General features: G+C 75.2%; 20 protein-coding genes and 1 pseudogene. 5 read left to right on the forward strand and 16 right to left on the reverse strand.

Annotated elements, in window-relative coordinates; genetic code table 11:
• Positions 1-21 precede the first annotated feature (21 nt).
• From AB0H83_RS45135 to AB0H83_RS45160, 6 genes are all read right to left on the reverse strand, one after another.
• On the reverse strand, positions 22-840 hold the full coding sequence (locus tag AB0H83_RS45135; protein ID WP_360107820.1) for a hypothetical protein: 819 nt from the start codon (positions 838-840) through the stop codon (positions 22-24).
• On the reverse strand, positions 837-1,994 hold the full coding sequence (locus tag AB0H83_RS45140) for a cysteine protease StiP family protein (RefSeq protein WP_360107823.1): 1,158 nt from the start codon (positions 1,992-1,994) through the stop codon (positions 837-839). The genes AB0H83_RS45135 and AB0H83_RS45140 overlap by 4 nt, the downstream gene beginning before the upstream one ends.
• Positions 1,991-3,406 carry a phosphoribosyltransferase family protein gene (locus AB0H83_RS45145; protein ID WP_360107826.1) on the reverse strand — a complete coding sequence of 472 codons (1,416 nt, stop codon included), beginning with the start codon at positions 3,404-3,406 and terminating at the stop codon, positions 1,991-1,993. Before AB0H83_RS45145 ends, AB0H83_RS45140 begins: the two co-directional genes overlap by 4 nt.
• Complete coding sequence (locus tag AB0H83_RS45150; protein WP_360107829.1) at positions 3,403-4,584, reverse strand: HpcH/HpaI aldolase/citrate lyase family protein; 1,182 nt, start codon at positions 4,582-4,584, stop codon at positions 3,403-3,405. Before AB0H83_RS45150 ends, AB0H83_RS45145 begins: the two co-directional genes overlap by 4 nt.
• A gap of 760 nt (positions 4,585-5,344) precedes the next feature.
• Entirely contained in the window at positions 5,345-5,920 is a 576-nt protein-coding gene (locus tag AB0H83_RS45155; RefSeq protein WP_360107832.1) for a TerD family protein, read from the reverse strand.
• Positions 5,921-6,348: 428 nt separating this feature from the next.
• Complete coding sequence (locus AB0H83_RS45160; RefSeq protein ID WP_360107835.1) at positions 6,349-6,597, reverse strand: hypothetical protein; 249 nt, start codon at positions 6,595-6,597, stop codon at positions 6,349-6,351.
• A 541-nt stretch (positions 6,598-7,138) separates the two neighbouring features.
• Here AB0H83_RS45160 and AB0H83_RS45165 point away from each other — a divergent pair.
• Positions 7,139-8,146 carry a hypothetical protein gene (locus AB0H83_RS45165; RefSeq protein ID WP_360107838.1) on the forward strand — a complete coding sequence of 336 codons (1,008 nt, stop codon included), beginning with the start codon at positions 7,139-7,141 and terminating at the stop codon, positions 8,144-8,146.
• Between the two features lie 96 nt (positions 8,147-8,242).
• On the forward strand, positions 8,243-10,585 hold the full coding sequence (locus AB0H83_RS45170; protein WP_360107841.1) for a GTPase-associated protein 1-related protein: 2,343 nt from the start codon (positions 8,243-8,245) through the stop codon (positions 10,583-10,585).
• Here AB0H83_RS45170 and AB0H83_RS45175 read toward each other — a convergent pair.
• From AB0H83_RS45175 to AB0H83_RS45220, 10 genes and pseudogenes are all read right to left on the reverse strand, one after another.
• On the reverse strand, positions 10,560-12,209 hold the full coding sequence (locus AB0H83_RS45175) for an Hsp70 family protein (protein ID WP_360107844.1): 1,650 nt from the start codon (positions 12,207-12,209) through the stop codon (positions 10,560-10,562). The two genes, AB0H83_RS45170 and AB0H83_RS45175, sit on opposite strands and share 26 nt — an antisense overlap.
• Before the next feature lie 62 nt (positions 12,210-12,271).
• Positions 12,272-13,372: a nucleotide disphospho-sugar-binding domain-containing protein gene (locus AB0H83_RS45180; protein ID WP_360107847.1), complete on the reverse strand. Its 1,101-nt coding sequence runs from the start codon at positions 13,370-13,372 to the stop codon at positions 12,272-12,274.
• Positions 13,373-13,381: 9 nt separating this feature from the next.
• Positions 13,382-13,690, reverse strand: a complete 309-nt coding sequence (locus AB0H83_RS45185; RefSeq protein WP_360107850.1) for a MerR family transcriptional regulator — start codon at positions 13,688-13,690, stop codon at positions 13,382-13,384.
• Between the two features lie 482 nt (positions 13,691-14,172).
• Complete coding sequence (locus AB0H83_RS45190) at positions 14,173-14,979, reverse strand: glycosyl hydrolase (RefSeq protein ID WP_360107869.1); 807 nt, start codon at positions 14,977-14,979, stop codon at positions 14,173-14,175.
• A pseudogene (locus tag AB0H83_RS45195) lies at positions 14,974-15,195 on the reverse strand (RICIN domain-containing protein); the annotation flags it as partial. The gene AB0H83_RS45190 and the pseudogene AB0H83_RS45195, both read right to left, overlap by 6 nt.
• A gap of 83 nt (positions 15,196-15,278) precedes the next feature.
• On the reverse strand, positions 15,279-16,517 hold the full coding sequence (locus tag AB0H83_RS45200; protein WP_360107853.1) for an endo-1,4-beta-xylanase: 1,239 nt from the start codon (positions 16,515-16,517) through the stop codon (positions 15,279-15,281).
• A 26-nt stretch (positions 16,518-16,543) separates the two neighbouring features.
• Entirely contained in the window at positions 16,544-17,281 is a 738-nt protein-coding gene (locus tag AB0H83_RS45205; RefSeq protein WP_360107856.1) for a polysaccharide deacetylase family protein, read from the reverse strand.
• Positions 17,282-17,442: 161 nt separating this feature from the next.
• Positions 17,443-19,650 (reverse strand): Hsp70 family protein, encoded by a 2,208-nt coding sequence (locus tag AB0H83_RS45210; protein WP_360107858.1) that lies wholly within the window; start codon positions 19,648-19,650, stop codon positions 17,443-17,445.
• Positions 19,651-19,825: 175 nt separating this feature from the next.
• Positions 19,826-20,728: an adenosine kinase gene (locus AB0H83_RS45215; RefSeq protein WP_360107860.1), complete on the reverse strand. Its 903-nt coding sequence runs from the start codon at positions 20,726-20,728 to the stop codon at positions 19,826-19,828.
• A 74-nt stretch (positions 20,729-20,802) separates the two neighbouring features.
• Positions 20,803-21,930 carry a YncE family protein gene (locus tag AB0H83_RS45220; RefSeq protein ID WP_360107872.1) on the reverse strand — a complete coding sequence of 376 codons (1,128 nt, stop codon included), beginning with the start codon at positions 21,928-21,930 and terminating at the stop codon, positions 20,803-20,805.
• A 262-nt stretch (positions 21,931-22,192) separates the two neighbouring features.
• Here AB0H83_RS45220 and AB0H83_RS45225 point away from each other — a divergent pair, with 262 nt between their 5' ends.
• From AB0H83_RS45225 to AB0H83_RS45235, 3 genes are all read left to right on the forward strand, one after another.
• Positions 22,193-23,329, forward strand: coding sequence for a helix-turn-helix domain-containing protein (locus tag AB0H83_RS45225; RefSeq protein WP_360107862.1), 1,137 nt, complete (start codon positions 22,193-22,195; stop codon positions 23,327-23,329).
• Between the two features lie 134 nt (positions 23,330-23,463).
• Entirely contained in the window at positions 23,464-24,204 is a 741-nt protein-coding gene (locus AB0H83_RS45230; RefSeq protein WP_360107864.1) for a MerR family transcriptional regulator, read from the forward strand.
• Positions 24,205-24,324: 120 nt separating this feature from the next.
• The gene (locus AB0H83_RS45235; RefSeq protein WP_360107866.1) at positions 24,325-25,188 is read left to right on the forward strand and encodes a hypothetical protein; all 864 of its coding nucleotides are present in this window, start codon (positions 24,325-24,327) and stop codon (positions 25,186-25,188) included.
• Positions 25,189-26,032: the final 844 nt, after the last annotated feature.

The raw sequence follows: 26,032 nt of genomic DNA on the forward strand, positions 1-26,032 counted from the left end.
TCTCCTCTTGTCAGATGTCCGTCAAGGCCGACCGTCGCCGGTCTGCGCCACGTACCACTCGAGAATCTCGTCGCCGGCCGCCGCACCCGCGGATGCCGTGGTCAGGCAGTGCGGCGAGGTGAAGCCGGTGAGGTGCAACTCTCCGTGCGCCGGCCGGATCGCCGCGTGCGCCGCCCGGAGCATGTCGGCGTCCAGCAGGGAGTCCCCGCCGGCGACGACCCGGTCCGCGCCCAGCCGCTCGGCGGCGTGCGCCACCGCGGCGGCCTTGTCCAGGCCGGTGGGCAGAAGATACAGCTTCCTGCCCTGCAGCGAGACCCGCCAGCCGTTGATCCGTCCCCATTCGGCGGCTTCCTCGGCGAACGCCGACAGCCACGGCTCGCGCTGCTTGACCGTGAGGTAGATGAAGAAGTCCTCCACGGCCCGCACGGCGTCGAAGCCGCGCTGCTCACGCCAGCGCTGTGCCTCCTGCCACACCGTGTCGAACGACGCGCCGCCGCCGGCGAGCCGCTGCCGCACCTGCCGCTCCCAGGCGGCGTCGGACTCGTCGCCGACGAGCAGCCGGGCGCCGTTGCAGACCACCGCGGACGGCGGGCGCTGCCCGGGCAGCCGCAGCCGCCGGTACTGCTCCACGGACCGGGTCGTCGCGGGGATGACGACCCCGGCGCCGGCCAGGCCGGTCCACTGCCGCACCACGGCCGTCGTCATGTACGCGTACACCCGGTCACCGTCGACGTCGACCGGCACCAGGTCCTCGTCGGCGGGGCGCACCGGTCCGTGCGACATCGCCTTCTCCGAGAAGATGACGGTCCCGTCGAGGTCCGTGGCGACCACGGTGCTCATACCGCCGCCTCCTGCGTCGCGACCGCCACGGGGCGCTTGCCGCGGGGGCGGATCAGGCCGACGCACGCGTACGGCAGGTCCTCGACCTCGTCGACGGGCACGCCGACGTCCTCGGCGAGCAGCAGGATGTGCCCGAGGTCGGCGCGGGCGTCGGGGCGGATCAGCACCCGCCACGGCGTGCGGCGCAGCAGCACCCGGGTCGTCTCACCGACGCCCGGCTTGAGCAGGTTGATGTCGTCGAGTCCGTACTCGTCCGCCAGCCGCACCGCGATGCGCCAGCCGCTCCAGTCGGGGGTGCGGTCCGTCGCGGCCAGGGCCGGCCAGTCGGCGGCGACCCGGTCGGCGACCTCGGCGAACCGGGCCGTGACCGTGTCCAGGAACAGCCCGGACACGTCGCCGGGGGCCAGGTCCTGGTAGAACTTGGCGCCGTGGAACTGGCCGGGGCCGATCAGCCGGTCGTTGAGCACGGTGCGCGACACCAGGCCCGACACCGTCGAGTTGAGGCAGGCCGACGGGATCAGGAAGTCGTCGCGGGTCCCGAAGATCGTGGTGCAGCCGCCGGGGTCGGCGAGCACCGCCAGCTCCGGGCCGAACACCGGCCCGCCGGCCGCGGCGAGACCGGTCAGCGCCTCGCGCAGCTCGCGGCAGATCGCGCCCTTGCCGGTCCAGCCGTCGACGAACATGACCTGGGCCGGGTCGTGGTGGCCGGCCAGGTACCGCATCGCCTCGGCGTCGATGCCGCGGCCGCGCACGATCGACACCGCGTAGTGCGGCAGGTCGACGCCGTGCGCGAACTGCGCCCAGCGGCGCATCAGGATGCCCACGGGCGTGCCGGCGCGGGCGAGGGACACCAGCACCGGGGCCTGCCGGGCGGCGAGGACCAGCTCGGTGACGACGCCGACGGCGTGCGCGACCCGGGCCGCCGACGCGGCGAGCGCCTGGTGGAACAGCTGCAGGTACTCCCCCGTCGGCTGGTACTCCACCGGCAGCGACTCCGCGTAGTGCCCGGCCTTCGCCTGCATCATCGCCTCGCGCTGCGCCGCGGGCGCCTCGAGCGCGACGTGCGACAGGTCGGTCAGCAGCCAGCTCACCTCGGCCGCGTCGTACGAGGAGAACTGCGGGCCGTGCAGCGGCGGCGGGAGTGGGGCGTTCACCGGGTTCCTTCCTGCGGATCCTGTTCGGCCGGCCGGAGGTCCGGGATGACGACGACCGTGACACCCTTGCAGACTCCGCGCAGCGCCGCCACCAGCCCCCCGGTCTCCCAGAGTGCCGGCGTGTCGCCGGTACGGTCCACGACCAGTACGATCCGGTCGAAGCCGGCCCCGGCGACGTTGTACACGAACCGGGGCTTGTCGATGTCGGTGCCGTCGTGCGCGGGGAACGTGAGCCGGGTCCGGATCGCGTAGCCGGGCTCGTCCACCGGCAGCACCGGCGACCTGGTCGTCGAGGAGAACCGCACCGTGCCGGGGTGCAGCCGGGCCAGGGCGCGGGCCAGCAGCAGCGGCGCGTACATCAGCTCCTCGCTGCCGAGCACCAGCACCCGGGCATCGCCGGGCAGCCCCGCCGCGACCTGCCCGGCGACCTGCCCGGCGGTGTCCAGCAGTGCGGGCCGGTGCGTGGCGGCGAACCCGTGCCGCCCGCCCTCCGGCAGGCCACCGGGCCAGCCGGCGTCGACCCTGGTCACGGCCGCCTGCGCGGACGGCGCGGCGGTCTGCGGTACGTCCAGCGACGCCACCAGCTCGGCGCTGCGCTCCAGCACGTCGGCGGGCAGCCGAACCTCCCCGGCGGCGAGGGACACCACGTCGATGCGGGAGCCCAGCGCCTCGCCCAGCGCCGCCAGGCGCGGCCGGTCCGCGGCGGTGCGCAGGTCGAGCAGGGTGGCGAGCACGTACCGCTCGCGGGGGCGCGCGGCGTGCAGCGCGCGGATCGTCGCCTCCGCGGTGCGGCCCGTGGTCAGCTCGTCGTCGACGAGGACCAGCGGGCCGTCGCGGTCCAGCCAGGCCGGGTCGGCGGGCAGCAGCAGGTGCTCGGTGGCGTGGCTGTGCGCCTCGTCGAACGTGCCCAGCAGCGCCACGCCCGGCACGGACCGGCGGGTCGAGTGCAGGTAGTCGGCCTCGGCGAAGCTGTCGGCGACGACGTGCCCGAGGGACGTCGCGGTCTCGGCGTAGCCGACCACCAGCGGGGGCCCGCCGGGGAGCTTGACCTCCTCGAACTCCTCGGTGTCCCAGTCGCCGCCGGTGGTGTCGTCGGCGCCGAGGACGGCGGCGGCCCGCAGGCCGAGCAGCCGCCCGGCGGCGTAGATCACGTGCGGGTCGGCCGGCACGTGCTTGCCGAGGACCTGCGACACGACCAGGTGCGCGCGGCGCGGGTTGCGCCGCACGGCGAGGCCGGCCAGGTCCGCCACCCGCCGGCGGCCCGGACCGGCGCCGGCGTCGGTCCTGGCGCCGGCGTCTGCCCGGGCGTCGGTCCCGGCTTCGGCTTCGGCTTCGGCGTCGGCGTCGGTGAGCCGGACGCCGAGGCGCTCGGTGACCCAGGTGCCGGACCAGATCGGTGCTGTGCCGTTCAAGCGACGTGCTCCCTGCTGACCGCGGCGTCGAGGAAGTCCACGAAGCCGAGGCCCTCGGCGGCCACCCCGAAGATCCGGGCGCGCACCAGCGTCCGCTCTGCCCAGGACAGGTGCGGCCGCACCTCGTTCATCTTGTTCATGTACACGCTGCGCAGGACGCCGCCGCCGCCGTCGCCGGCGTAGTCCTCGCAGATCGCCTTGGCGTCGCAGTACTCCTCGTGGCTGACCACGCTGAGCGCGTGCACGGCCGCCGCGTGGCTGGGGTGGATCACCGTCTTGCCGACCATGCCGTTGGCCTTGTCGAGCATGATCTCGCGGATCAGGCCGTCGAGGGACTGCCGGACGATCTTCGTGCGCAGCATCGGGTCGTGGTCCTCGAACGGCGTGACCCGCAGCTGCGGCTTCAGCACCCGCTCGCCGCCGGAGAAGTACTCCCACACCGGACCGGTCACCTCGTACCCCTTGCCGTCGCGGCGGGCCAGCACGTTGACGATGTCGGTCAGGACGGTGGCCACGACGCTCACGTCCCACGCGGTCAGCTCCGCGGTCCGGCGCAGGGCGTAGATGCTGCTCAGGTCGGTCGCGCCGACCCTGACGGCCAGCACCCGGTCGCGGTTCTGGTCGAGCATGTCACGGACCGCGAGCAGCGTCGCCAGCCGGGTCTCCTGGTACGCGATCTCCGGCGTCTCGAGGACCGGCATCGCGTACAGGGGCAGGCCGCTGCCCTCGGCGACCTCGCGGACGGCCTTCAGCCCGGCCTGGCCGGAGTCGTCGGGGCGGAACTTCGGCAGCACGAACCCGCTGAGGATCCGCAGGTCGTCACCGAGCCGGTCGGCGAGCCGATAGATCTGCTCGGGGTGGCGCACCCGCACGAAGACCAGCGGCCCGCTGGTGTCCATGGCGGCGAGGAGCCGCAGCTGGTGCGCCAGGTTGAGCTCCGCCTCGGCGACCTCGCTGTCGCGGATCGAGTCCTCCAGGCAGCCGACCATGCTCATCACGCCCTCGGCGTGGCAGCGCACGATGTCCTCGGCGAGGCGCGGGCGCACCGCCGGTGAGTAGAGGGTCGCGCCGAGCGCCATCGCGAGCGTCTCGGGCGGGCTGTCCTGGAAGAAGGTGGTCGGCAGCTGATGGAACAGCTCGTCGTCCGACACCCCGACCAGGTGGGAGAAGTAGCGCACTCGGTGTCCTTTCTTCTCGGCCCGGGCGGGTAACGGTGTGCTGGTGGGACGGCGCCCTGCTCGGGCACGGCGCGGACCCGGCGCCGGCCGGCGCGGGTCCGGCAGGGGGTGCCGGCCGGGCGTGCCGCCGGCGTGCCCGCCGGGCCGATCTGCCTGGCAGGCCCTCCGGCGCGGCCCGTCCGGCGTGGCAGCCCCGCGCGCCCTCCGGTGCCGGCGCGCTGGGCGTGCCCTCCGGTGCCCGCGTGCCGAGCGGGCCCTCCGGTGCCGGCATGGCTGGCGAGCCTCCCGGGGCGGACCTGCCGGATGCAGGCCGTCCGGGTGCGGGCCGGCTCGTGCGGGCGGGCGCCTGGGGCGCAGTGCCGGTGCCCGCAGCGCCGGGTTTCCGGCGGGCGGGTCCCGGGCCGCGACGCGGTCCCCGGCCGGAGTCGCCGCCCGCGCGCCGTGACGGACCGGTCACGCCGGGACGCGCCTGGGCGGGCGCGCGGGTGCCGGGTCCGGTCCGACGGCCGGGCGCCGGCTGCACCGTGTCATGAGCGACGTCCTCCGACCGTCTCGGTGAGGCCGCGGTTGCGGCCGGTAGTGCTGTCCCTGGTACGGGACCGCGGGCCGTCCGTCCGGCTGGAGGGGCGACCCGCGGCGATGGTACTGAGACGACAAAACGCGAACCGGATCCATGTCTGAATCCGGACATGCATCCGGGCTGCACCAGTGAACACGGTGCATGCGAAGCGTCACCGCGCCAGTTGGTGAACAGTGTGTTTCAGACGTTGATCCCGAAGTCCCGGGCGATGCCGGCGAGGCCGGACGCGTAGCCCTGGCCGACGGCGCGGAACTTCCACTCGCCGCCGTTGCGGTAGAGCTCGCCGAACACCATCGCGGTCTCGGTCGACGCGTCCTCGGACAGGTCGTAGCGCGTGAGCTCGGCGCCGCTGGCCTGGTCGACGACCCGGATGTAGGCGTTGGACACCTGACCGAAGGACTGCGCGCGGGTCTCCGCGTCGTAGATCGACACGAGGAAGGCGATCTTGGTCACGTCGGCACCCGTGGCCGCCAGGTCGACGTTGATCTGCTCGTCGTCGCCCTCGCCCTCACCGGTGGTGTTGTCACCGAGGTGCTTGACGGTGCCGTCCGGCGACGCCAGGTTGTTGAAGAACACGAAGTGCTGGTCCGAGATCGCCTTGCCCGACTCGCCGCAGACGATCGCGCTCGCGTCCAGGTCGAACTCGGCTCCGGTCGTGGTCCGGACATCCCAGCCGAGACCGACGGTGACGGCCGTCAGACCAGGCGCCTGCTTGGTGAGGCTGACGTTGCCGCCCTTGCTGAGGCTGACTCCCACGAACTCCTCCAACTCGATATGCGGGGGCGCCCCCCGCTGCTGCACAGGTGACCGGACTGCTCCGGACCGTTATGGGCCGCCATGAACGTGCCGACTGCCGCGCAAAGCGTCGCAGATCAGCGGAGTCTCTGACGACCGGAGCGAACGGCTGCACCGGAAATTCATGTGCGAGTGTAGTGCTCCACCCCAAACCCCGGACCCACCCACCGGGCCGCTCAGGGCCGCACCGGCCCGGCCCCGGTCCGGATCGTCGCAGCTCAGCGCCGCCGCGCCCGGCCCGGGGCCGCGGACCGGCGGCACCCGCCGCGCACCGGCGGCCGTTTGCTGCGAGTTCGCTGTGAACCGCGCGGCCCCCCGCCGACGCCCCGAGCCGGCCCCGCTCCGAGCCGGCCGCGCGGCGGGCCGGCGGTCAGGGTGGACGGCAGGATCTAGGGCGTGGTGCGGTCCGGTGACGGCGGGTGCTGGTCGTCGCCGTGGCCGGTGTCCGGCTCGGGCGTGCCGGGCCGCCAGCCGTTGGCGTTGAGGCGGCGCAGCCTGCGGACCCGCTCGGTCAGGTCCGCGGTGATCTCCTCGGGGCTCTTGCCCTCGTCCATCGCCGACGACCGCGCGGTGCGCAGCTCGCGGTGCAGCAGCTCGGTGATCCGGTCAGCCGGCGGATCGGCGGGCGGAGTGGCCATGCGCCCTATGCTCCCAGACCCGCGCCCGGATGGCCCGTCGTCGCCGGCAGCCGGATCCCGCCGCCGGTGCCCGCCGTGCCCGGCCAGGTGGAACTGCGCATGACGGCGACCTCCGCGCTCGGACCCAGGGGCGTGGTTGCACCGCCCGGATCCCACTGACGGACCGCACCCCCGCCCGGCGGCGCCCCGGACGCCGGTCGGTGCGCCACCGAAATGGGGTGCGGGCTGAGGGCGTACCGCTGCCATTGGATCAAATACATTGGCGTTTGGCGATGAGAAGCAATCCGCGACACTCGCCCCGGACCGGGTCGTTCATCCGTGACCGGCGGCGCGCGGACGGCTTACCGGCCGCTTACCGGGTCGGCGCGGGTCTCAGCCGGAAAGGTGACCCGGCCCGGTCTGATCGACTTCCGATTCGCCGGTTCGTGCCGTTCCCTTTACCGGGTGCAATGCCAGACTGACAGGTGCGTTCCACACGGCGATTCAGCGCACCACCCGTGCCCGCGTCACGCAGCATCGACATTGTTAGAGGGGAATCGTCATGCCTCGACGCAGTTCGACGGCGGCCGATGAGGTCCGTAGCCTGGCCAGGCTCGGAACGCTCGCGGAGACCGTCGCCAACGCCGACGAGCCGCGCCGGCGGCGGCTCACCGGCGGCGCCTACTGCGTGGTCTACCCGGTCGTCTACAGCGGGCTGACCCAGGGCCTGGAGCGGCGGCGGGGGCACCCGGCGTGCGCCGTGTCCGTGCGGCACCTCGCCGACGACTGCCTGGACCGTTTCCATGACGACGTCGAGGCGGTCGTCCATGATGTGGTACGCCGCGCGACCGCCCCGATCGACAACCTCGACGCCTGGATCTGCGGGCTGATCAACTCCGCCACCGTCAACGGGCACCGGCGCCGCCGCGGCGAGATCGGCGCCCTGCAGCGCCCCCGCGCGCCGAAGTGGCTCGTCGACGGGCTCGGCGGCGACCGGTGGCTGGTCCACCTCGCCGTGCAGATGCTCAACTGGGTCGGCAACCCGGCGACCGCGGGTTCACAGGTGTGGCCGGTCGACAGCTGGGCCGCGCTGCGCTGCCGGTTCACCGGCGTCTGGGACACCGGCTCCGACACCGACGTCCGCAACGACATCGAGGCCGTCCTGCGGGTCATGCGGGCCAAGCGGGAGTGGTACGAGCGGTACGTCGAGGGCCCGCTCGGCCACAAGCACGTCCCGGTGCCCCGCTTCGCCGCGCAGACCCCGGGCGGCACCCCGCTCACGCCCGCGCTGAGCCTGGTCGACGTGGCCGAGCGCGACGACCTGTACATGCGGGAGCTGGCCCACCTGGCGATGACCGCGATGCGGACCCGCCTGGCCGCCGGCGAGGACCCGCGCACCGTGGTCGCCGAGGTCATCGAGGTCGCGTTCGGCGGCGACGCCGTGCCGGCGCTGGACGGCCGCCCGCAGCTCAGCCACGCCGACGGCGAGCACGTCGGGCGGCTCCTGCGCGACCAGGACAGGATCTCCCGCATCGCCGTCGCGGTCCTCGCCATCGTCGAGGACCTGTAGCCCGGTCGCCCAGTTCAGGTGCCCCGTGGCGCGCTCTGACGGACCGGTCCGTCAGAGAGCGCCGAACCATGGGTGGGCCTGGATGGGAGCGACGACATGCACGACGACGGGCGTCACGAGCGGCCGGCGGCCGCGGGCACCGGCACGCCCAGGATCGAGACGCGCATCCGCGCCGGCGGGCGGCCGGTCCCGTGCGCCGGGACGGCCCCGGTCGAGCGGACGTTCGTGCGGTACGAGCCGGCGGCGCCCGACCCGGACGCGTCGCTGCCGGCGGCGTTCGGGCACGTGGCGGCCGGCGGCACGTACGCCACGACGGTCGAACGGCACGCCGCCGACGGCAGCCGGGTCACTCACGGCCTGGTCACCGGCGACCCGGCCGGCTACGGCGCGCTGCGCCCGGCGCAGCTGTTCGGCGCGCCGTTCTGGTCGCCGCCGGCCGCCGGTGAGCCGGTGCCGCACGAGGCGCTGACCACCACCCTGACCCCGTCGCTGGTCCGCGAGTGCGTGCTCGCCCACCCCGGCGGCGCGGCGATGCTGCCGGCGCTGGTGTCGGCGCTGGAGCTGGCCGGCCGGCCCGGCGGTCCCCGGGTCGTCCTGCTCGGCACGGACCTCGCCCGGGTCGTCGAGTGGCTGGTCGCCGGGACGCTGCTGCTGCCGCGCGCGCAGGCCCTGGCGCTCGGGTTCGCCGTGTTCGCCGGCCCGGCCACGGCGGGCGTACCGGTGGTCGGCGTGCACCCGGACGACGCCCCGGACCTCGTGGCCGCCGTCCACGCCGGGCCGCCGGCCGCCGGGTACGCCGTGTTCGACCTGACGACCGGGGCGTTCACCGGCGCGGCGGCGACCCGGCACGCCGAGCGCTGGGTGGGGCTGTTCCTCGACCACGAGCCGCGCGAGGTCGTCGACGCCGTCGACGTCGCCGCGGCGTGCGGGCTGGAGCCGGACGCGGCCGCCGCGCTCGCCTCGGCCGCCGTCCTGGGCCGCGAGCCCGGCGCCGCGCACGCCCTGGCCGTCGCCGGGTGGCTGCGCACCGGGCCGGAGGAGCTGCGCCGCCGGTACGCGACCGGCATCGCGGCGGCCTTCGGCGTGGCGGCGACGGACTGGCCCCTGCCGGTCCTGGCGGAGCTGGACGCGGCCGGCGCCGCCGGGCACATCCCCGGGCAGGCCGCCGAGGTCCGCCTCGCCCTGCTGCGCGCCGAGACCGACGCGGCCGCCCTGCGCGCCCAGGCGGGCGACCGGGCACCGGCGCCGCTGCCGGCCGGCGAGTGGACCGCCGCGGAAAACAGCGCCGCCCGCCGGGTGGTCCTCGCCGCCCTGAACGCCGGCCCAGCACCGGAGGGGTTCGAGGCGCTGCTGCGGCTCGCGGCCCGCTACGGCATGGACGTCCAGCCGGCCGACCTCGCCGACCGGGGACGCGACCTCGTCGAGCACTGGGCCGACCACCCCGGCGCCGGCTACGACCCGGACCGCTGGCCGTGCGGCGACCGCCTCGCGCAGGCCCTCGTCGACGAGCTGGCCCGGCGGGTCAAGGCCGTGCCGGGGCGGCGCCGCGACGTCGGCACCGGCTGGTGGCGGTGGCTGCTGCCGCGGCTGGACGACCTGGAGCCGCCGCTGGCCGAGGTCGTCCTCGCCGGCGCGGTCCAGCACGGCGAGGACCGCGCCGGCCTCGTGCAGCGGCAGCTGACCGGGGCGGCGCACGACCCCGACCTCTTCCTGTGGACGGCGGCGGCACTGTTCGGCCTCACCCCGCCGACCGTCGCCGAACTGCGGCTGGTCAAGCGGCTCGCCCCGGCCGGGGTCGTGCTGCCGCCGCCGGTCCTGGACGGACTCGTGGCCCGGCTGGTCGGCGACGCGCCGCTGAGCGAGGAGGACGTCGAGGTCGGGCACCTGCTCGTCGACGCGGGCCTGGTCCCCCGGCACCGGCTGCTGTTCCAGCTGCTCGCCGACGACCGGGTGCTGCGGGCCGTGGTGCGGCGCCTGACCATGGGCCCGGCCACCGGCGACGGCCCGGCGGTCGTGCTGCTGCACGAGCTGGAGGAGCTGCCGGCCCGGCTGGTCAGCCTCCGCGCCGCCGAGGTGGCCGCCGCCCTCGCCGTCAGCGCCCCGCCGCGGGAGCTGCTCGCGGTGCTGCGCCGGCACCCCGGCGTCGTCGAGCACTACGTCGCGCTGCTCAGCGAGCTGCTGCGCAAGCCGGGCGACGAGCGGCACGCGGTCGTCGCGTACCACCTGATGCACAACCTCGACAGCCGCGGCCTGCGGCCGGTGCTGACCGCACCCGTGCTGCGCTGGGTGACCCGCGCGTCGAGCCGCCAGCTGCACCGGGTCGGCGAGCTCATCGCCGGGTTCGGCCCGGCGTGGTCGGCGTCGTGGGAGGGCTACCTGGAGCACGTGCGCGGGCACCGGCGGATGAGCCGGCTCATCCACCCGTTCGGCGGCCACTGACCGCGGCGCCGGGTGACCGCAGCGCCGCGACGGCGTTGGCGAGGCTCAGGGCGGTCAGCAGGACGGCCGACAGCCAGAACCCTGCGCCGGTGCCGACCATGTCGGCGGCCGTCTTGCCCTCGGGCAGGCGGCTCTGCGCGGCGACCGCGTCGGCGAGCCGGCCGGTGACGAGGAGCTGCCCGGCGGCGAGCGCGAGCACCGCCGCGCCGGCCAGGGCCGCGGTCACCACCCGGCGGCGCCGGTCGCGGGCGAGGCCGGCGGCGGCGGCGAGGACACCGGCGAGCAGCAGCAGCGCGGCGAGGTGCGGTGGCTGCGGGTCGAGCCGGTCGGGGTGCCGCGGGTCGGGCGGGCGCAGATGCCCGGCGGGCCTGACGTCCGGGGTGCCGCCGAACGCCAGGTCGAACGCGGTGTACTCGGTCGTGCCCCCGCGCTGTGCGCGGCCGTAGCCGTCGAGCGGCTCGCACGAGACGGTGGCGAACGGCAGGGCGAAGCACAGCAGCACCAGCAGCGCCGTGACCGGGCTGCGCCATCTGCGCCGCAGCGGGGTGCGCGGCGCGGAAGGTGCCACGCGCACCGGACCGGCCGTGGGCGCCGGCGGGGGCGCTGCCGCGGCGTGCAGGGCGCCTTCGGCGACGACGGTCTCGGGGCGTTCGACGACGACGGGCGCGACGCCGAGCCGGGTGTGCAGGACCCTTGCGAGGAGCGGCAGCCTGCTGCCCCCGCCGACGAGGAACACGCCGGCGAGGTCGCCGCGGGATCGGCAGAGCTCCTCGGCGAGGTCGGCGACGGAAGCCAGCAGCGGCGCGGCGACCGACTCCAGCTCGTCGCGGGTCAGGTGCGACCCGGCCGGGCAGCCGGGCACGTGCACGGGTGCGACGGTGAGCCGCGACAGGCTCTCCTTCGCGGCCCGGACCTCCTGCCACAGCAGCAGCCGGTCCCGGCGGTCGGCGGCGGTGACCGGGGCGGCCAGGCGGTGCCACACGCCGGGCATGGTCGCGGACACCACGCCGCCGAGGGCGCCGACGAGCGCGGCGTCGATGTCGAGGCCGCCGACGTCGAGGCCGCCCTGCGCGATCACCCGGCCGTCGCGGACCACGGCCAGGTCGGTGGTGCCGGCGCCGAGGTCGACGACGAGCAGGGCCGCACCGGGCGGCAGGTCCCGGCCGGATTCGGCGGCGAAGTACGCGGCGGCGGCCACCGGCTCGCTGACCAGCTCCACGGCGCCGAGGCCGGCCTTCGCCGCCGCCGCGGTGAGGACCTCCCGCCGCGGCGCACCCCATCCGGCGGGCACGGTCAGCACGACCGCCGCCGGCGCGGCGGGCACCCGGCCGGCGACGGCCGCCAGGACGGTGGCAAGGACGTCGGTGACCGCGACGGGGTGCTCGCCGAGCAGGACGGTGCCGTCGTCGACGCGGCGCTTCGGGTTCGGTTCGAAGGACGCGGGGTCGTCGCGGGCGAGGCGCTCCGCGTCGAGGCCCGCGACCAGGACCCCGCCGGGACCGGCGTGGACCGCCGACGGCAGCTGCTCCCGCCCGTCGAACAGCACCGGCCGCACCCTGCCGTCGCCACCCCGCAGCACGGCGACCGTGTTGGAGGTGCCGAGGTCGATGGCGAGCCGGTCCACGGCCGCAGCGTAACCCCCGCCCCGATCGACCGCCTCCGCTGCGCGGGGGACGCCGGCGGCGTTCACACGGCGGCGGCCAGCCGGGTGGCGACCTCGTCCGGGTGCGGCCTGGCGGCGATGCTGGCCCGGAACCTGCCCGCCGAGGTCCGCAGCCCGTAGTCGGACAGGAGCCGGTGCAGCTGGTCCGCGGTGATGGCCGGCGCCGACACCGCCCACCCGGCCCCGGAGCGCTCGACCACCGTGGCGTTGTGCCGGCGGTCGCCGGGGCCGGGGACGACGAGCTGCGGCACGCCGGCGGCGAGCGCGCCGAGGACGGTGCCGGCGCCGCCGTGGTGCACGACGGCGTCCAGCGTGGGCATGAGCGCGTCGAGCGGCACCCAGCCGGTGGTGAACACGTTGTCCGGCAGGCGGGCGGGCAGTCCCGGCTCCGGGCGCACGAGCAGGATGTCGGCGCGCACGTCGGCGGCGACGGCGACGACCGCGCGCATGATCCCGCCGCCGCCGGGGCCGTCGACGGTGCTGCGGGACACCGCGATGCGCGGCCGCTGCGGGCGGACCGGGAACGCCCCGGTCGTCTCGCCTGCCGCGCAGGGCAGGTGGCGCATCGGGATGCCGGGGCGTTCCCCGACGAGCTCCGGCGGGGCGAGCTGGACGGCGGTGACCGGGTCGGGCAGCGTGGCGACGCGGTGGCGGCGCAGCGCCGGGCCGGCGGTCGCGGCGGCGAGGACGGCGCCGTCGAAGAGGTTGTTCTCGTGGCGGACGGCGGGGATGCCGCGCCGGGCGGCGGCGACCGCGCCGGCGACCGCGAGCGGCTCGTAGACGACGAGGTCGGGCCGGAACCGGTCGGTGAGCGCGGCCACGCCGTCGACCAGCCGCTCGTTGACGGCGCCGAACAGCAGCGCCACGCCGCGGGTGCCGGCGGTGCCGGCGAGCTCGGCGCGGGCGACGAGCGGGTGGCGCAGCATCATCCGCCGCGCGACGCGGGCGAAGGAGAGGCCGGGGGCGACGTCGGCGACGGGCAGCTTCCGGGTCCGCCCGGCCGTGACGGCGTCGGCGGCCGTGCCGATGAGGACCTCGTGCCCGGCTCTGCGCAGCGCCTCGGCGAGCGGGACGAGCGGCAGCACGTGGCCCAGCAGCGGCGCGGACACGAACAGCACACGCATACCTCGACCCTAGTCGATCTCGGTGAGCCGCTCCCGGTTGGCGCGCTGCGCCTCATCCAGCTGGTCCTCCAGCTGGATGATGCGGCACGCCGCCTCGAGGGGGGTGCCGCGGTCGCACAGCTCGCGGGCCCGGACCGCGAGCCGCAGCTGATGCTTGGAATACCGCCGGTGGCCGCCGGACGAACGCAGCGGGGTGATGAGCTTCAGCTCCCCGAGCCGGCGGAGGAAGTCGTGCGAGACGCCGATGATCGCCGCTGCGCGGCCCATCGTGTACGCGGGAAAATCGTCGTCGTCCAACTGGTTGTCAGGTTGTGCCACGTCACCTCCGAGTTGAGGGCCCCGGCGCTCGTGCGCCGGGGCCCAGGGTTTTGGGTCTAACACCATCTACCGGCACGAATGCCGGATTGTCATACCGCACCTGCCGCGCCGTTCGGCGCCGGGTGCGGGGATCGCATCAGCCAGACCGGAGACCACCTCTCGTGCGATGGGACCTGCGGTGCTCGCCCGACCTCGTACCACGGTCGACGGCGGGCGATCCAACGGTGTGAAAGCCCTCCCCTTCCTCTCGTCGTCTGCACTTGCCGAATCGGACGGAGTCGCAGCCAGTCGCGGCTCTGTCCCTTCGCCCACGGACGGGGCGGAAGCGTCAGCATGTGTTCGCGTCTCTCTTGACCCCTGCAACGCTACGCCGTCCGACCCCGAAAATCTAGTTCCGCCGCACGAGATTTCCTGGGTTCACCCGGTACGGTTCGCGGCGGCGTACGCTTCCCGGCACCCGCGCGGCGAGGGCGCGGTGAGGGTCAACCGGCCGCCCGGTAGGCCTCACCCGCGGGGGTCGGCGTCGTGCCGTCCTTGTACAGGCCGTACGGCAGCGAGTCGCCGACGGCGGGCAGCGAGAACCACGCGTAGCGCTCGACGTAGGACGTCGCCTGCATGCGGGTGGTCGTCGCGGTGATGAACGCGGTGATCTGCGCCGTGGTCGGGTACTTCGGCGTGCCGGAGAAGTTCATCAGGCCGTACTCGGTGACCCAGATCGGCAGGCGGTACCGGTCGTACACGGCCTGCAGGTACCCCGCGAACTGCCCGGCCGCGGCGGCGCTGAAGTCGGAGCCGTACCAGTGCAGGGCGATGAAGTCGACCCGCCGGTTCTGCTGCCGCGCGCCGGTCATGAACCGGTCCAGCCAGCCGCCGGGGGTGTTGCCGCCGTACGCGACGGCCGGGCTGCCCAGGCGCATGCCGGTCGCCTCCAGCCGCGGCCACAGCGACAGCGCCTGCTCGACGCTCATGTTGGCCTGCCCGGCGAGGTCGGGCTCGTTGAAGCCGAGCAGCACGGTGCCCTCGCTCTTCGCCTTGGCCAGGGTCGCGTCGGTGACGTTGGCGGCGCCCCAGATCATCGGTACGAACTCCGCGGCCGCGGGCATGCTGTCGTTGCTGGGCGACCAGTTGTAGTACCAGCCGGCGCCGACGTTCGTGACGGCCGCCGGCAGGCCCGGGAACTCCCAGGTGCTGACGCCCTTCTTCTTCGCGGCGGGCTGCCCGGTCGGGCTCGCCGGGCCACTGGTGGGGCCACTGCTGGGGCCGCCGGTGGGAGTCGCCGACCCGGGCAGCTTCCAGGCCTGGTTGGCGCCGCCGGTGCAGGCCCAGATCTGCAGCCGGGTGCCGTTGGCGGAGCTGTTGCCGGTCGCGTCGAGGCACTTGCCGGAGTTCGGGTTGATCAGCCGGCCGGCGCTCGCGGTCCACCGCTGGGCGCCGGTGCCGTTGCAGGCGTAGAGCTGCACCTTCGCCCCGTCGGCGGTGGACGCGGCGGTGACGTCGAGGCACTTGCCGGCGTGATGGCCGGCGTCTGGACACGGGACCGGCGCCGCCGGAGACCTCTCCGGCGGCGCCGGTCACCCGCCCCCGTCGCTCAGCGGCGCGGCAGCTGGCGCGGCGTCTGCGGGATGCGCGGCTGCACCAGCGGCGCACCCGCCGCGGCCAGGTCACCCTGCACGGTCCGCAGCGACTTCTTCGGGTTGTACGCGGCGTCCCACAAGCAGCCGGCACCCTCGGGCGGGTTCTTGAACCAGTTCGGGATCCACGAGTACTTGTCGGTGAAGCCCCACACCGTGAACGACAGGCAGTGCCGGTTGAGCAGGCACGCCTGCAGCAGCACGTGGTAGTTGTACGCCGCCGCCTGGTCCCGGGCGTTGACGTCGGCGCCGTTGGCGGCCAGGGTCGGGTCGTCGGCGTTCTTCAGCAGGCTCCGCGCGTCGACCTCGGTGAGGGCGACCGCCAGGCCCAGGTCGGAGAAGCGCTGCATCGCGTCGGCGACCTGGAAGACGTCGTAGTTGCCGTACTGGGTGGCCAGGTGCCCCTGGCTGCCGACGCCGTCGATCGGTACCCCGTCCGCCCGCAGCTGCTTGACCATGTTGTAGACGAACTGGGTCTTGTCGCCGGCGCCGCCGTCACCGAACGCCTCGATGTTGTAGTCGTTGTAGAACAGCAGCGCCTTCGGGTCGGCGGCGCGGGCGGTGCGGAACGCCTCGGCGAGGTACCCGGGGCCGAGCAGGTCGGCGAACTTCTGCTTGAACGACCCGGCGTTGCCGCCGAGGTGGATGGCGCTCGGCGTCTCCCACGGGTCGCTGACGGCCTCGTTCACCACGTCCCACTGCCAGATGCGGCCCTTGAAGTGCGTCACCACGGCGGTGATGTGCTGCTTGAGCAGCGCGCGCAGCTGCGGGCCGTCGATGGAGCCGTCCTCGATGCCGGCGGTGAGCCAGGCCGGCAGCTGGCTGTGCCAGGCCAGCACGTGGCCGCGCACCAGCTGCCGGTTGCGCACGGCGGCGTCAATGAGCGCGTCGGCCGGCCCCCAGTTGTACGTGCCGCGGGTCGGCTCGAGGCTCTCCCACTTCATCGCGTTCTCGGCGGTGACGGTGGAGAACTGCGTGTCGACCGTCCGCTTGTACGCCGGGTCACTGGTGTCGCCGTACGCGGCGGGGTCCACCGCGGTGCCGAAGTACAGCCCGTGCCGGGCGGCAAGCGCCCGCAGGGTCTGGTCCTGCGGTTTCGGTGGCCGCGGGTTGTGCGCGGACGCGGCCACGGTGCTCAGCGAGGCGACGGCCACGACGGCCAGGACGCTCGCGTTGACCAGTCTTGCGAATCTCATCCGTGCTCCAGTTTCGCTGTGCCGCGTCAGGCGGTGCGGCAGGTGGTGGCGGGTGCGGAGAAGGTGCTGGTGCCACCGCCGGGCGGTGGGCTCGTCCCACCACCCGGCGGCGGGGTCGTGGTGCCGTCCGGGGCGACGGCCCGCCCGGTCGCGGCGCAGATCATGCCGGGGCACAGCCCGCGGCTGGTGAGGTCGGCGACGATCTGCGGGATCGCGTCGATCGTCGTGCGGTAGCCGTCGTGCATCAGGATCACGCCGCCGGCCTGCAGGTTCGAGGCGGCCTGCACGATCTGGGCGGTGCTCGCGCCGTTCCAGTCCTGCGAGTCGACGCTCCACAGCACCTCGGTGAGGCCGAACTGCGACGCCACCTCCCGCAGCGTCGCGTTGGTCTCGCCGTACGGCGGCCGCAACAGCCTCGGCGCGGTGCCGATCGCCTGCTGGACGGCCTGCTGGGTCTGCGACAGCTCCGAGCTCATCTGCGCCGGGCTCAGCTGGGTCAGGTGCGCGTGCGTCCAGCTGTGGTTACCGGTCCACATGCCGGCGGCCTGCTGTGCGCGTACCAGCGACGGATTGGCCTGCGCACGCCGGCCGATGTTGAAGAAGGTGGCGCGGGCACCGGCGGACTGCAGGGCGGACAGCAGCGCGCCGGTCGTGTCGGGGTCGGGGCCGTCGTCGAAGGTCAGCCCGACGTAGCCGGCGACGCGGTCCGGGGCGGCCTGCGCTGGGGTGCCGTTCACCGCGACGGCCAGGACCGGGACGAGCACCGCGGCGGCGGCAGACGGCTGTGCACGTGCTTCACGAGCCCTCCTGGGTGGGCGGCGGGGGTGCAATGTTGATAACCGCCGATTCCCGGCCCGGGAACTATTTTCGGAAGCTTTCGAAAGGCCTTGACAGTCGCGCCGCTGTCACCTGCGCGGCACGGGCGCTAGGTGGCGTCGACGGCGTGGTCGTCGATCAGCGCGACGAGGTCGGTCCAGTCCTCGACCAGCTGCGCCTGGTCGATGCGGGCCAGGCGGCGCAGCGCGGACCGGCCGGCGGTGGCGTCGTCGAGGTGCTTGCGCAGGATGTCGTCGACCTGGTCGATGGTGGTGTGCTCGCCGAGCAGGTCGTCGGCGTCGAGGTCCAGGTACACCACGAGTTGGGCGCACAGGTCGCGGCAGCGGCACACGAAGCTCGGCAGCCACCGCTGCGGCGGGCCGCTCAGGTGCTCGATGAGCAGGTCCAGGTCGAAGCGCCGCTCGTCGGCGCCGTCGTTGCGCACCTGCCACGGCGGGGTCGCCACGAGCCGGTCGGCGGTGTCCTGGGTCGCGTGCCGGGCCAGGACGAGGGTGTCGGCGAACACGAGCAGCCGCCCGTCGGGATCGGCGGGGAACACGTGCTCGACGACGCCGTAGCCGCCGTGCAGCTGCCCGCGCAGGGTGACGCCCTGCCGCCGCGGGGTGGCGATCTCCAGCAGCTCGACGTTGCCGAGCAGGGTCCCGTCGTCCTGCGGCACCGGTGGCCCGCCCGCCCATGGCGCCGCCGGCTGTCCTGTCCATGGCGGCGGCTGCGGTACGTGCAGCTGCGGCTGGCCGGGCCGCCACTGGGCGGGCGCGGGCGGCGGCGTCCACTGCTGTGGCGGCGGTGGGGGCCACGGCTGCTGGGCCGGTCCTGGGACGGGCTGCCAGGCCGGCCGCTGGGCCGGCGCCGGCGGGACCTGTGACACCGGCGGCGCGGGTGGCGGGGCGGGCAGTGCGCCTGACGTGTCGCCGCCGCCGGAGATGGGCACGGGTCCGGTCCAGCCGATCGGCTGCTGCGCGAAGGCGGGCGACGTCGGCGCGACCACCGGCGATCCCGGCGGGTAGGCCGTCGATCCCGGCGACCCCGGCGGGTAGGCCGTCGATCCCGGCGGGTATGCCGGTGACCCCGGCGCCATGACCGGCGGCCCGGGCGCGACCACCGGCGACCCCATGACCGGCGCCCCCGGCGCGACCACCGGCGACCCGGGCGCGTAGGCCGGCGGTCCCGGTGCGTAGGCCGGTCCTGCGTACGGGCCCGCGGGCGCCGGCGGCGGGGCGATCGAGGGCAGGGCGGTCACCAGGGGGTCGATGCTGCCGGCCGCCACCACCAGCTCGGGCTGGTCGATGATCGTCGGGGCGAGGCCGAGGGCGCGGTGCAGCATGGTGGCGACGAGGGGCATGCGGCTGGCGCCGCCGACGAGGATGACGGCGCCGAGCGGGCGCAGCGGCACGGGGCAGTCGGCGAGGGCGGCGGCGACCGCGGCGACGGTGCGCTGGATCAGCGGGGCGGCGAGCTGCTCCAGCTCCTCGCGGGTGAGGATCTGGTCGGTGTCCAGCAGCGGCAGGTACAGCACCGCCGAGCTGGTCCGCGACAGCATCTCCTTGGCGTTGCGCACGTCGTCCCACAGCTGCCGGCGGGCGGCCCGGTCGGCGACGGTCGTGGGATTGTCCAGCCGCGCCCACAGCTCGGGCCGCCCGGAGCGCCGGCGCAGCAGGTCGACCACGGCGGCGTCGACGTCCTGGCCGCCGGTCTCGTCGAGCCCGGCGCTGCACAGCACCTCCATGCGGCCCGCGGCCCCGGTGCCGTCGGGCGCGTGCCGGACGACGGCGACGTCGAAGGTGCCGGCGCCCAGGTCGTACACGAGCAGGTCGGCGGGGCCGGGACCGTGCCGGCGCAGGTGGAACGCCGCGGCCGCGACCGGCTCGGGGACCAGCCGCACCACCCCGTCCAGCCCGGCGGCCGCCGCGGCACGCAGGAGGGTGGCGCGGCGGCCGGGCCCCCACGCGGCGGGGTGGCAGATGGTGGCGCCGGTGACCGCCGTCCCGCCGATGCGCCGCGCCTCGGTGACGACCCGCCGCAGCAGCGCCCCGAGCAGCGCCTCGACGCTCACCTCCGCCCCGAGCAGCACGGTCCCGTCGTCGATGCGCCGTTTCGGGTTACCTTCGAAGCGTTCGGGCCGGGCGCGGGCGGCGTACACGGCGTCGCGCCCCACGAGCAGCGCCCCGCCCTCGTCGGCGTAGACCGCCGACGGCAGCAACGGCGCGCCGTCGAAGAGGACCGGCTCGGGCGGCCCGCCACCCCGGCGCAGGAACGCCACGGTGCTGGACGTGCCGAGGTCGACGCCGAGCTCCAACGCTGACCCCTCCCCCGATCCGTCCGATCATCGAAGTCGGGCGCCCCTGGCCGTGTCAAGTCCGCCGCCCTGGCCGGACCCTGCCACGCACCGCCCGCCCGTACCGCCCCGCCGCGCTGCCGTCTCGCGCCCCCGACCCCCGCGCCCTGCCCCGGTGATGTCCTGCCCGGGGCGGTCAGGCGGTGGCGCGGGTCAGCAGGGCGGCGCGGCTGATCGGGTCGACGCGGGTGCCGGGCACGGTGCAGGCGTGCGCCCCGGCGACCGTGCCCAGGCGGGCGCAGGCCGGTGCGGGCTCGCCCGTGAGGTGGCCGAACAGGAAGCCGGACACGAACGCGTCGCCGGCGCCGTTGGAGTCGACCGCCGGGGCGGGCAGCGGCGCGACCGGCACGTGCAGGACGTCCGGCGCGTCGCGGGTGAGGACGTACGCACCTTCGGCGCCGGCGGTGGCCACGGCGACGTGCGGGCGGCCCATCGCCAGGACGCGGCGCAGCGTGGCGGGCACGTCGGGCAGCGCGGCCGCGGACATGAACACGAGGTCGGCGCCGCGGGCGAACTGCTCGTGGTACGGGTTCGCGCCGTCCCAGTCGTGCAGGTCCGTCGACACGGTCACCGGCAGGTCCGCCAGGGCCGCGACCGCGTGCTGGCAGGGGTCGGTGATCGACACGTGCACGTGCCGGGCCGCCCCGGCGAGGTCGCGCAGCAGGTCGTCGGGGAAGCGGGCGGTGTCGTCCTGGCGGCTGCCGTCGTACAGCGACAACCGCCGGCCGAGCGGGTCGACGAGGTTCACGGCCCGCTTGGTGCCGGCGGGGGTCGGCACCGCGACGAACGGCACGCCGTGACGCTCGTGCAGGTCACGCACCAGCGCGCCCTCGGGGTCGTCGCCGAGCACGTCGAGGTGGGTGGTGCGCAGCCCGAGCGCGTGCAGGCCGAGGGCGACGCCGTCGCCGGTCTGCCCGGCCCGGGTACGGATCGCCGGCACGAGGTAGCTGTCGGCGAACGGCAGCGGCAGGTCCGGCACGGGCACCACGGTGTCGACGCCGGCCCCGCCGAGCACGAGGACGTCGGTACGGTCGATCATGCCCCGACGGTACGGGCCCGCCGGTGGTGACGGCAGGCCCGTACGGCATGGGCCACGGGGTGCGCGGCGGCGGGTCAGCGGGGTGCGGTCCAGCCGACGGGGAGCCGGCCGAGGCGGACCCGCTGCGGGTGGTCGCCGACGGCGACGCTTGCCACCTTCTGGCCGGTGGCGAAGCTGATCGCGGTGACCCGGTCCGCGCCGGACTCGGAGATGACGCAGTCGCGGCCGTCGGCGCTGACGGTCGCCCAGTACGGCTTGCTCGCCGCGACCAGGGAACCCGGGGTGAGGGTGGCCCGGTTCAGCACGGTGGCGTAGTCGTCCATGGTGCCGGCCACGCACACCTTGGTGCCGTCGGGGCTCATCGACAGGCCGTGGTGGCGGGAGTCGTTGACCCAGGTGGTGCGGTCCTCACTGGTGGCCGGGTTCTTCGGCAGCGTCGCGACGCGGGTCACGCGGTCGGTGGCGACGTCGTACTCGACGAGGCCGTTGAAGAACGAGACCTGGAAGTACAGGGTCGACTCGTCGGGGGTGAACACGCCCGGGCGCACCGCGTCGGACAGGTCGGAGCGGCCGAACGCGTCCAGCCGCGGCCGCATGTCGATGACCTTCACCGGCTGGAAGGTGGCGGTGTCGACCACGGTGATGTGCCGGTCGCCCTTCGTCCAGTCCAGCCACGGCTCGTCCAGCGCCGTGTTGACCTCGCCGATCGACATGTTCCACAGGTACCGGCCGCCGTCGGTGAAGACGTTCTCGTGCGGCTTGTCGCCGGTGGCGAACGACCCCACCTGCCGACCCGTGGCGATGTCGAGCACGTGCACGGTGTTCGACGTGGACGCCGACACCGCGACGCGGGTGCCGTCGGGCGACACGGCCATGTGGTCGGCGCGGTACCCGGACACCGGGAAGCGCCACCGCAGCGCGCCGGTGCGCAGGTCGACGGAGACCACGTCGGCGAAGCTGGGCCGGGACACGACGAGCGCCGAGCCGTCCGGCGTGGTGTACATGTCGTCGACGAGTTGGTCGTGGCCCTCGCCGGGGCCCTGCTGGACGCCGAGGTAGAAGGCGAGCTTGACGGGGTTGAGGTAGATCTCCCAGAGGCGCTGGGTGCGGTCGGGCACGACGTTGATGCGGCCGAGGCCGGTGTACGCGCCGCTGGGCTGGATGACATCGACGGTGCCGTCCCAGTTGTTGCCGACGAACATCACCTGCTGCAGGGTGGTCGCGGCGGCGGCGGGCAGGGCACCGGTGGCGGGGACGGTGCCGATGAGGCCGGCGGCGGCGACCAGACCGGCGACGAGCGTGCGGCGGGCTCGCTTGCGTGTCACGGGGCTCTCCTGACGGCGGAAGCAATGTTACCTTGCGGTAACAGAAAAGCGGGGGTGCACGTTCATCGATAGGTTTCGGGGCGCAACGCCGGGGCGGCGGGTTGTGCGCCGGCCACAACGGCCTTGGGAGGCGGAGCCGATGTCGCTGGTGCCGTTGCTGCGGGACATGGCCGCCGACCCCGCCGTGGTCGACGAGCTCGTCGAGGCGGCCCGCTCCTGCTCGGCGGAGGTCGCCCGGCTGCCCGCCGCGGAGAACCGCCGCCACATCGCGGTCCTGGTCGCCGCCGGCCTGGCCGCGTTCGAACGCCTCGCCGACCCCAGCGGGCACGACTTCGCCGAGGCCACCCGCCTCGGCGCGGACCGGGCGGCGCAGGGCGTGCCGCTCAGCGCGCTGCTCAGCGCCGTGCAGGCGGGCCGGACCCGCACGTTCGAGATCGCGGTCGGCCGGGGCCGCGCCGCCGGCATCCGTGACCAGGTCCTGCTCGAGGCCGCGCTGGAGTTCGACCGGTACGCCGGCGCCCTCGAACGGCACGTCATCGCCGGGTACCGCGCCGCCGAGCTCGAACTGGCCCGCGGCGGCCGCGACGAGCGCACCGCCCTGCTGCGCCGGCTGCTGCTCGGCACCTCCGGCGACGTCGACGCGCGGGAGCTGGCCCGCTTCCGGTTGCACCCCGGCGGCCGGTACCACTGCCTGCTCTCCGACGTGTCCGACCCGGGCCGTGCCCGCGCGCTGGAGCAGCGCTGGTCCTCGTACGGCGGGGTGTTCGGCGTCGTCGAGGGCCGGCTCGCCGGTCTCGCGCCGCGCCCGCCCGAGGGGGTCGACGCACCGGTCCTCGTCATGGTCGCCCCGGCCGCGCCACCCGCGCAGGCCCACGCCGGCTACGCCCTGTGCGTGCCGGCGCTCGCCGCGGCCACCCGGTTCGGCCGGCAGGGCGTGCACACCGTCGCCGACCTCGCCGGCGAGACCGCGCTCACCCTCCAGCCGCGGCTCGCCGCCCTGCTCGGCGGCGCGCTGCTCGGCGCGCTGCGCCCCGCCGACGAGTTCCACCGGGAGCTCGCGTCGACCGCGCTGGCGTACCTCGACCACGGCCAGCGCCTCGACCGGACCGCGGTGGCCCTGCACGTACACCCGAACACGGTGCGATACCGGCTGCGGCGGCTGCAGGAGATCACCGGCCTGCCGCCCGCCGACGCCGAGCAGCACCTGACCGTGCTGGAGACCCTGCGCTACTGGTGGGCGCTGCGGACCTGGCTCGACACCCACCCGCCGGCTTGACGGCTCCGCCGCCGGCTTGACGGCTCCGCCGCCGGCTTGACGGCTCCGCCGCCGGCTTGACGGCTCCGCCGCCGGCTTGACGGCTCCGTCGATGGCTTGACGTTGCCGCTGCGGCAACGTTTCTACTTGGACGCATGCGCATCGGCGAGCTTGCCGCGCTGGTCGGGGTGTCCACCCGGACCGTGCGGCACTACCATCACCTGGGCCTGCTGCCCGAGCCGGCCAGGCTGGTCAACGGCTACCGCGAGTACCGCCTGCGCGACGCCGTCGTGCTCGCCAGGGTCCGCCGGCTCGCCGAGCTCGGCCTGTCCCTCGACGAGATCCGCGACGTCCTCGCCGACGACCGCGGCCGCGAGCTGCGCGAGGTCCTCGAGGAGCTCGACGCCGAGCTGGCCCGCCAGCAGGCCGCCCTCGCCGCCCGGCGCGCCCGCCTCGCGGCCCTGCTCGCCCGCCCCGACCTCGATCCCGACGCCACCGTCTCGCCGGATCTGGCCGCGGTACTGCGGGACCTGCCGACCGGCGGCTCCGCGTTCGGCGCCTTGGACCGCGAGCTGCTCACCCTCATCGACACCGGCGCCGACGAGGACGCCCGGGCCGGCTTCGCCGAGTTGCTGCGCCCCCTCACCGAGACCGCCGCCCTGGATCGCGGCCGCGACCTGTACGCCCGGCTCGACGCTCTCGCCACCGCCGACCCCACGGACCCCCGGGTCGCCGACCTCGCCGCCCACCTGCCCGCCGGCATGGCCACCGCGATGACCACCACTGCCGAGGACCCCGCGACGGCCCGCTGGTGGCAGTCGATGACCCAGGAGATGTCCCCCGCCCAGGCCGAGGTCTTCCGGCAGCTCCTGCTCGTGCTGCGGGAGCGCCCGTGACACCACGCCTCGCCCGCGCCGCCGTGCTCCTGCTCGTGCTGCGGGAACGCCCGTGACACCGCGCCTCGCCCGCGCCGCCCTGCTCGCCGCCGTGCTCCTGCTCGTGCTGCGGGAACGCCCGTGACACCGCGCCTCGCCCGCGCCGCCCTGCTCGCCGCCGTGCCGGCCGAGGTGCTCCTGCTGGTGCTGGTGGCGTCGGGCGTGCCGCTGCCCCGTCCTGCCCTGGCGGCGGCGGAGGCGGTGGTGCTCGCGGTCCTGCTGCTGGAGGCGGTGACGGTGCTGCGGCTGTACCGCGCCGCCCGCCGTGCCGGCCTGCCCCGCCGCGCGGCCGCCCGCACCGCCTACGAACGCCTGGTCCCCGTCCAGGTCCGGCGCATCATGGGCTTCGACGTGCGAGGCATGGTCAGCCTGGCCCTGTGGCTGGCCCGCCGCCGCCACGGCGTCCCACCCGGCGCCGTGCCCGTGCCGTACTTCGCCGCCCAGGCCCCCGCCCTCCTCGTCTTCCTCGGCGCGATGGTCGTCGAACTGTTCGTGGTCGAGGTCGTGCTGCGCTCCCTCGGCACCCCCGTCGCGGTGCGCACCGTGCTGGCAGTGCTCGACGCGTACGCCATCCTCGCGGCCCTCGCCGTCATCGCCTCCTACGTGACCCGCCCCCACGTCGTGTCCGCCACCGAGGTCCGCATCCGCTCCGGCGCCTTCTTCGACCTGCGCATCCCCCGCGACCGGATCGCCACGGCCCGCCGCATCCACAGCCACGCCGAGCACGGCACGATCCGCGTCACCGGCGACGCTCTCACGGTCGCGGTCTCCTCCCAGGCGAACCTCCTGCTGGAGCTGACCACCCCGGTCACCGCGGTCCGCCCCCTCGGCGCCACCTGCGAGATCCGGACCGTCCGCTGCTTCGCCGACGACCCAACCGCCGCCCTGAAGGCGTTCACCAGCACCACTCCCACCCGAGACAAGGCACCGGACCGAACCACCTGACACCCGCCGGCGACACCGGCCCCAGCAACGACCGCGACGGCAGCCCCGCCGACGGCGACGATCCCAGCAAGGGCGACGGCGACAGCGACCCCTGCGACGAGGTCGGTGGCGGCCTCGGCGACGGAAACGGCGGCGATGATGGATGCGTCGCGGTCGCAGTTGACACGGCCGGCATGCGAGCGGCGCGGACTGGAGCACACCCCGGCCGATACCAGCACGGCAGGTGCCGCAGCACCGGCACTCGAACACAACCGCGGGGGCGCCCGGTGCGCCGCCGGACACGGGCGCCGATACCGGCACGAGCCGACGCCGGCCGAGGTCCGCAGGTGCCGGTGCCGGCCGGCGCCGATCTGCCGGTGTCGATGCCGCTGCCGGGGTCGATGTCGGTGTCCACATCGGCGTCAATGTCGATGCGAGTGTCGGTGTCGGCTTCGGCCGTCGCGGGCGTGTCGGGCCCGGCGCCGGTGTCCTCGGGTGCGGGACACCGGCGTGGTGACGGCTCCCCTGCTGCCGTGGCCCCTTCGGCCGAAGGTTGGGCAGCAGGCGAAAGCACCATCGGCGAAGCCACCGTCGGCGCCCGCACCACAGCCCCTGGCACCGCAGGCGCAGACACCACCGCCTCGGGCACGACCGGCGCACGCCCTGCAGCCCCTGGCACTCCAGCCCCGCGCACCGCAGGAGCAGGCGCCGCGGGATCAGTGCGGTCCAGCTCCGCCAGCAGACGGGCATTGCGCAGCCGGGCCAGTTTTGTCGCGTGCCGTGCCGCGAGCCCGTGCCGGCGGGCCTCCGCGAACTCTGCCTTGGCGCGGGCCCGCTCGTCGCGCCACCGCTGGCGTTCGGCGCG

Origin of the sequence: Dactylosporangium sp. NPDC050688 (assembly GCF_040654515.1) — a bacterium.
Lineage (GTDB): Bacteria > Actinomycetota > Actinomycetes > Mycobacteriales > Micromonosporaceae > Dactylosporangium.

Bases quoted from the DNA above. Each gene is read 5' to 3' on its own strand.
- AB0H83_RS45135 (WP_360107820.1), bottom strand. From the start codon at position 840: ATGAGCACCGTGGTCGCCACGGACCTCGACGGGACCGTCATCTTCTCG.
- AB0H83_RS45160 (WP_360107835.1), bottom strand. From the start codon at position 6,597: ATGGCCACTCCGCCCGCCGATCCGCCGGCTGACCGGATCACCGAGCTG.
- AB0H83_RS45165 (WP_360107838.1), top strand. From the start codon at position 7,139: ATGCCTCGACGCAGTTCGACGGCGGCCGATGAGGTCCGTAGCCTGGCC.
- AB0H83_RS45170 (WP_360107841.1), top strand. From the start codon at position 8,243: ATGCACGACGACGGGCGTCACGAGCGGCCGGCGGCCGCGGGCACCGGC.
- AB0H83_RS45180 (WP_360107847.1), bottom strand. From the start codon at position 13,372: ATGCGTGTGCTGTTCGTGTCCGCGCCGCTGCTGGGCCACGTGCTGCCG.
- AB0H83_RS45200 (WP_360107853.1), bottom strand. From the start codon at position 16,517: ATGAGATTCGCAAGACTGGTCAACGCGAGCGTCCTGGCCGTCGTGGCC.
- AB0H83_RS45215 (WP_360107860.1), bottom strand. From the start codon at position 20,728: ATGATCGACCGTACCGACGTCCTCGTGCTCGGCGGGGCCGGCGTCGAC.
- AB0H83_RS45220 (WP_360107872.1), bottom strand. From the start codon at position 21,930: ATGTTCGTCGGCAACAACTGGGACGGCACCGTCGATGTCATCCAGCCC.
- AB0H83_RS45225 (WP_360107862.1), top strand. From the start codon at position 22,193: ATGTCGCTGGTGCCGTTGCTGCGGGACATGGCCGCCGACCCCGCCGTG.
- AB0H83_RS45230 (WP_360107864.1), top strand. From the start codon at position 23,464: ATGCGCATCGGCGAGCTTGCCGCGCTGGTCGGGGTGTCCACCCGGACC.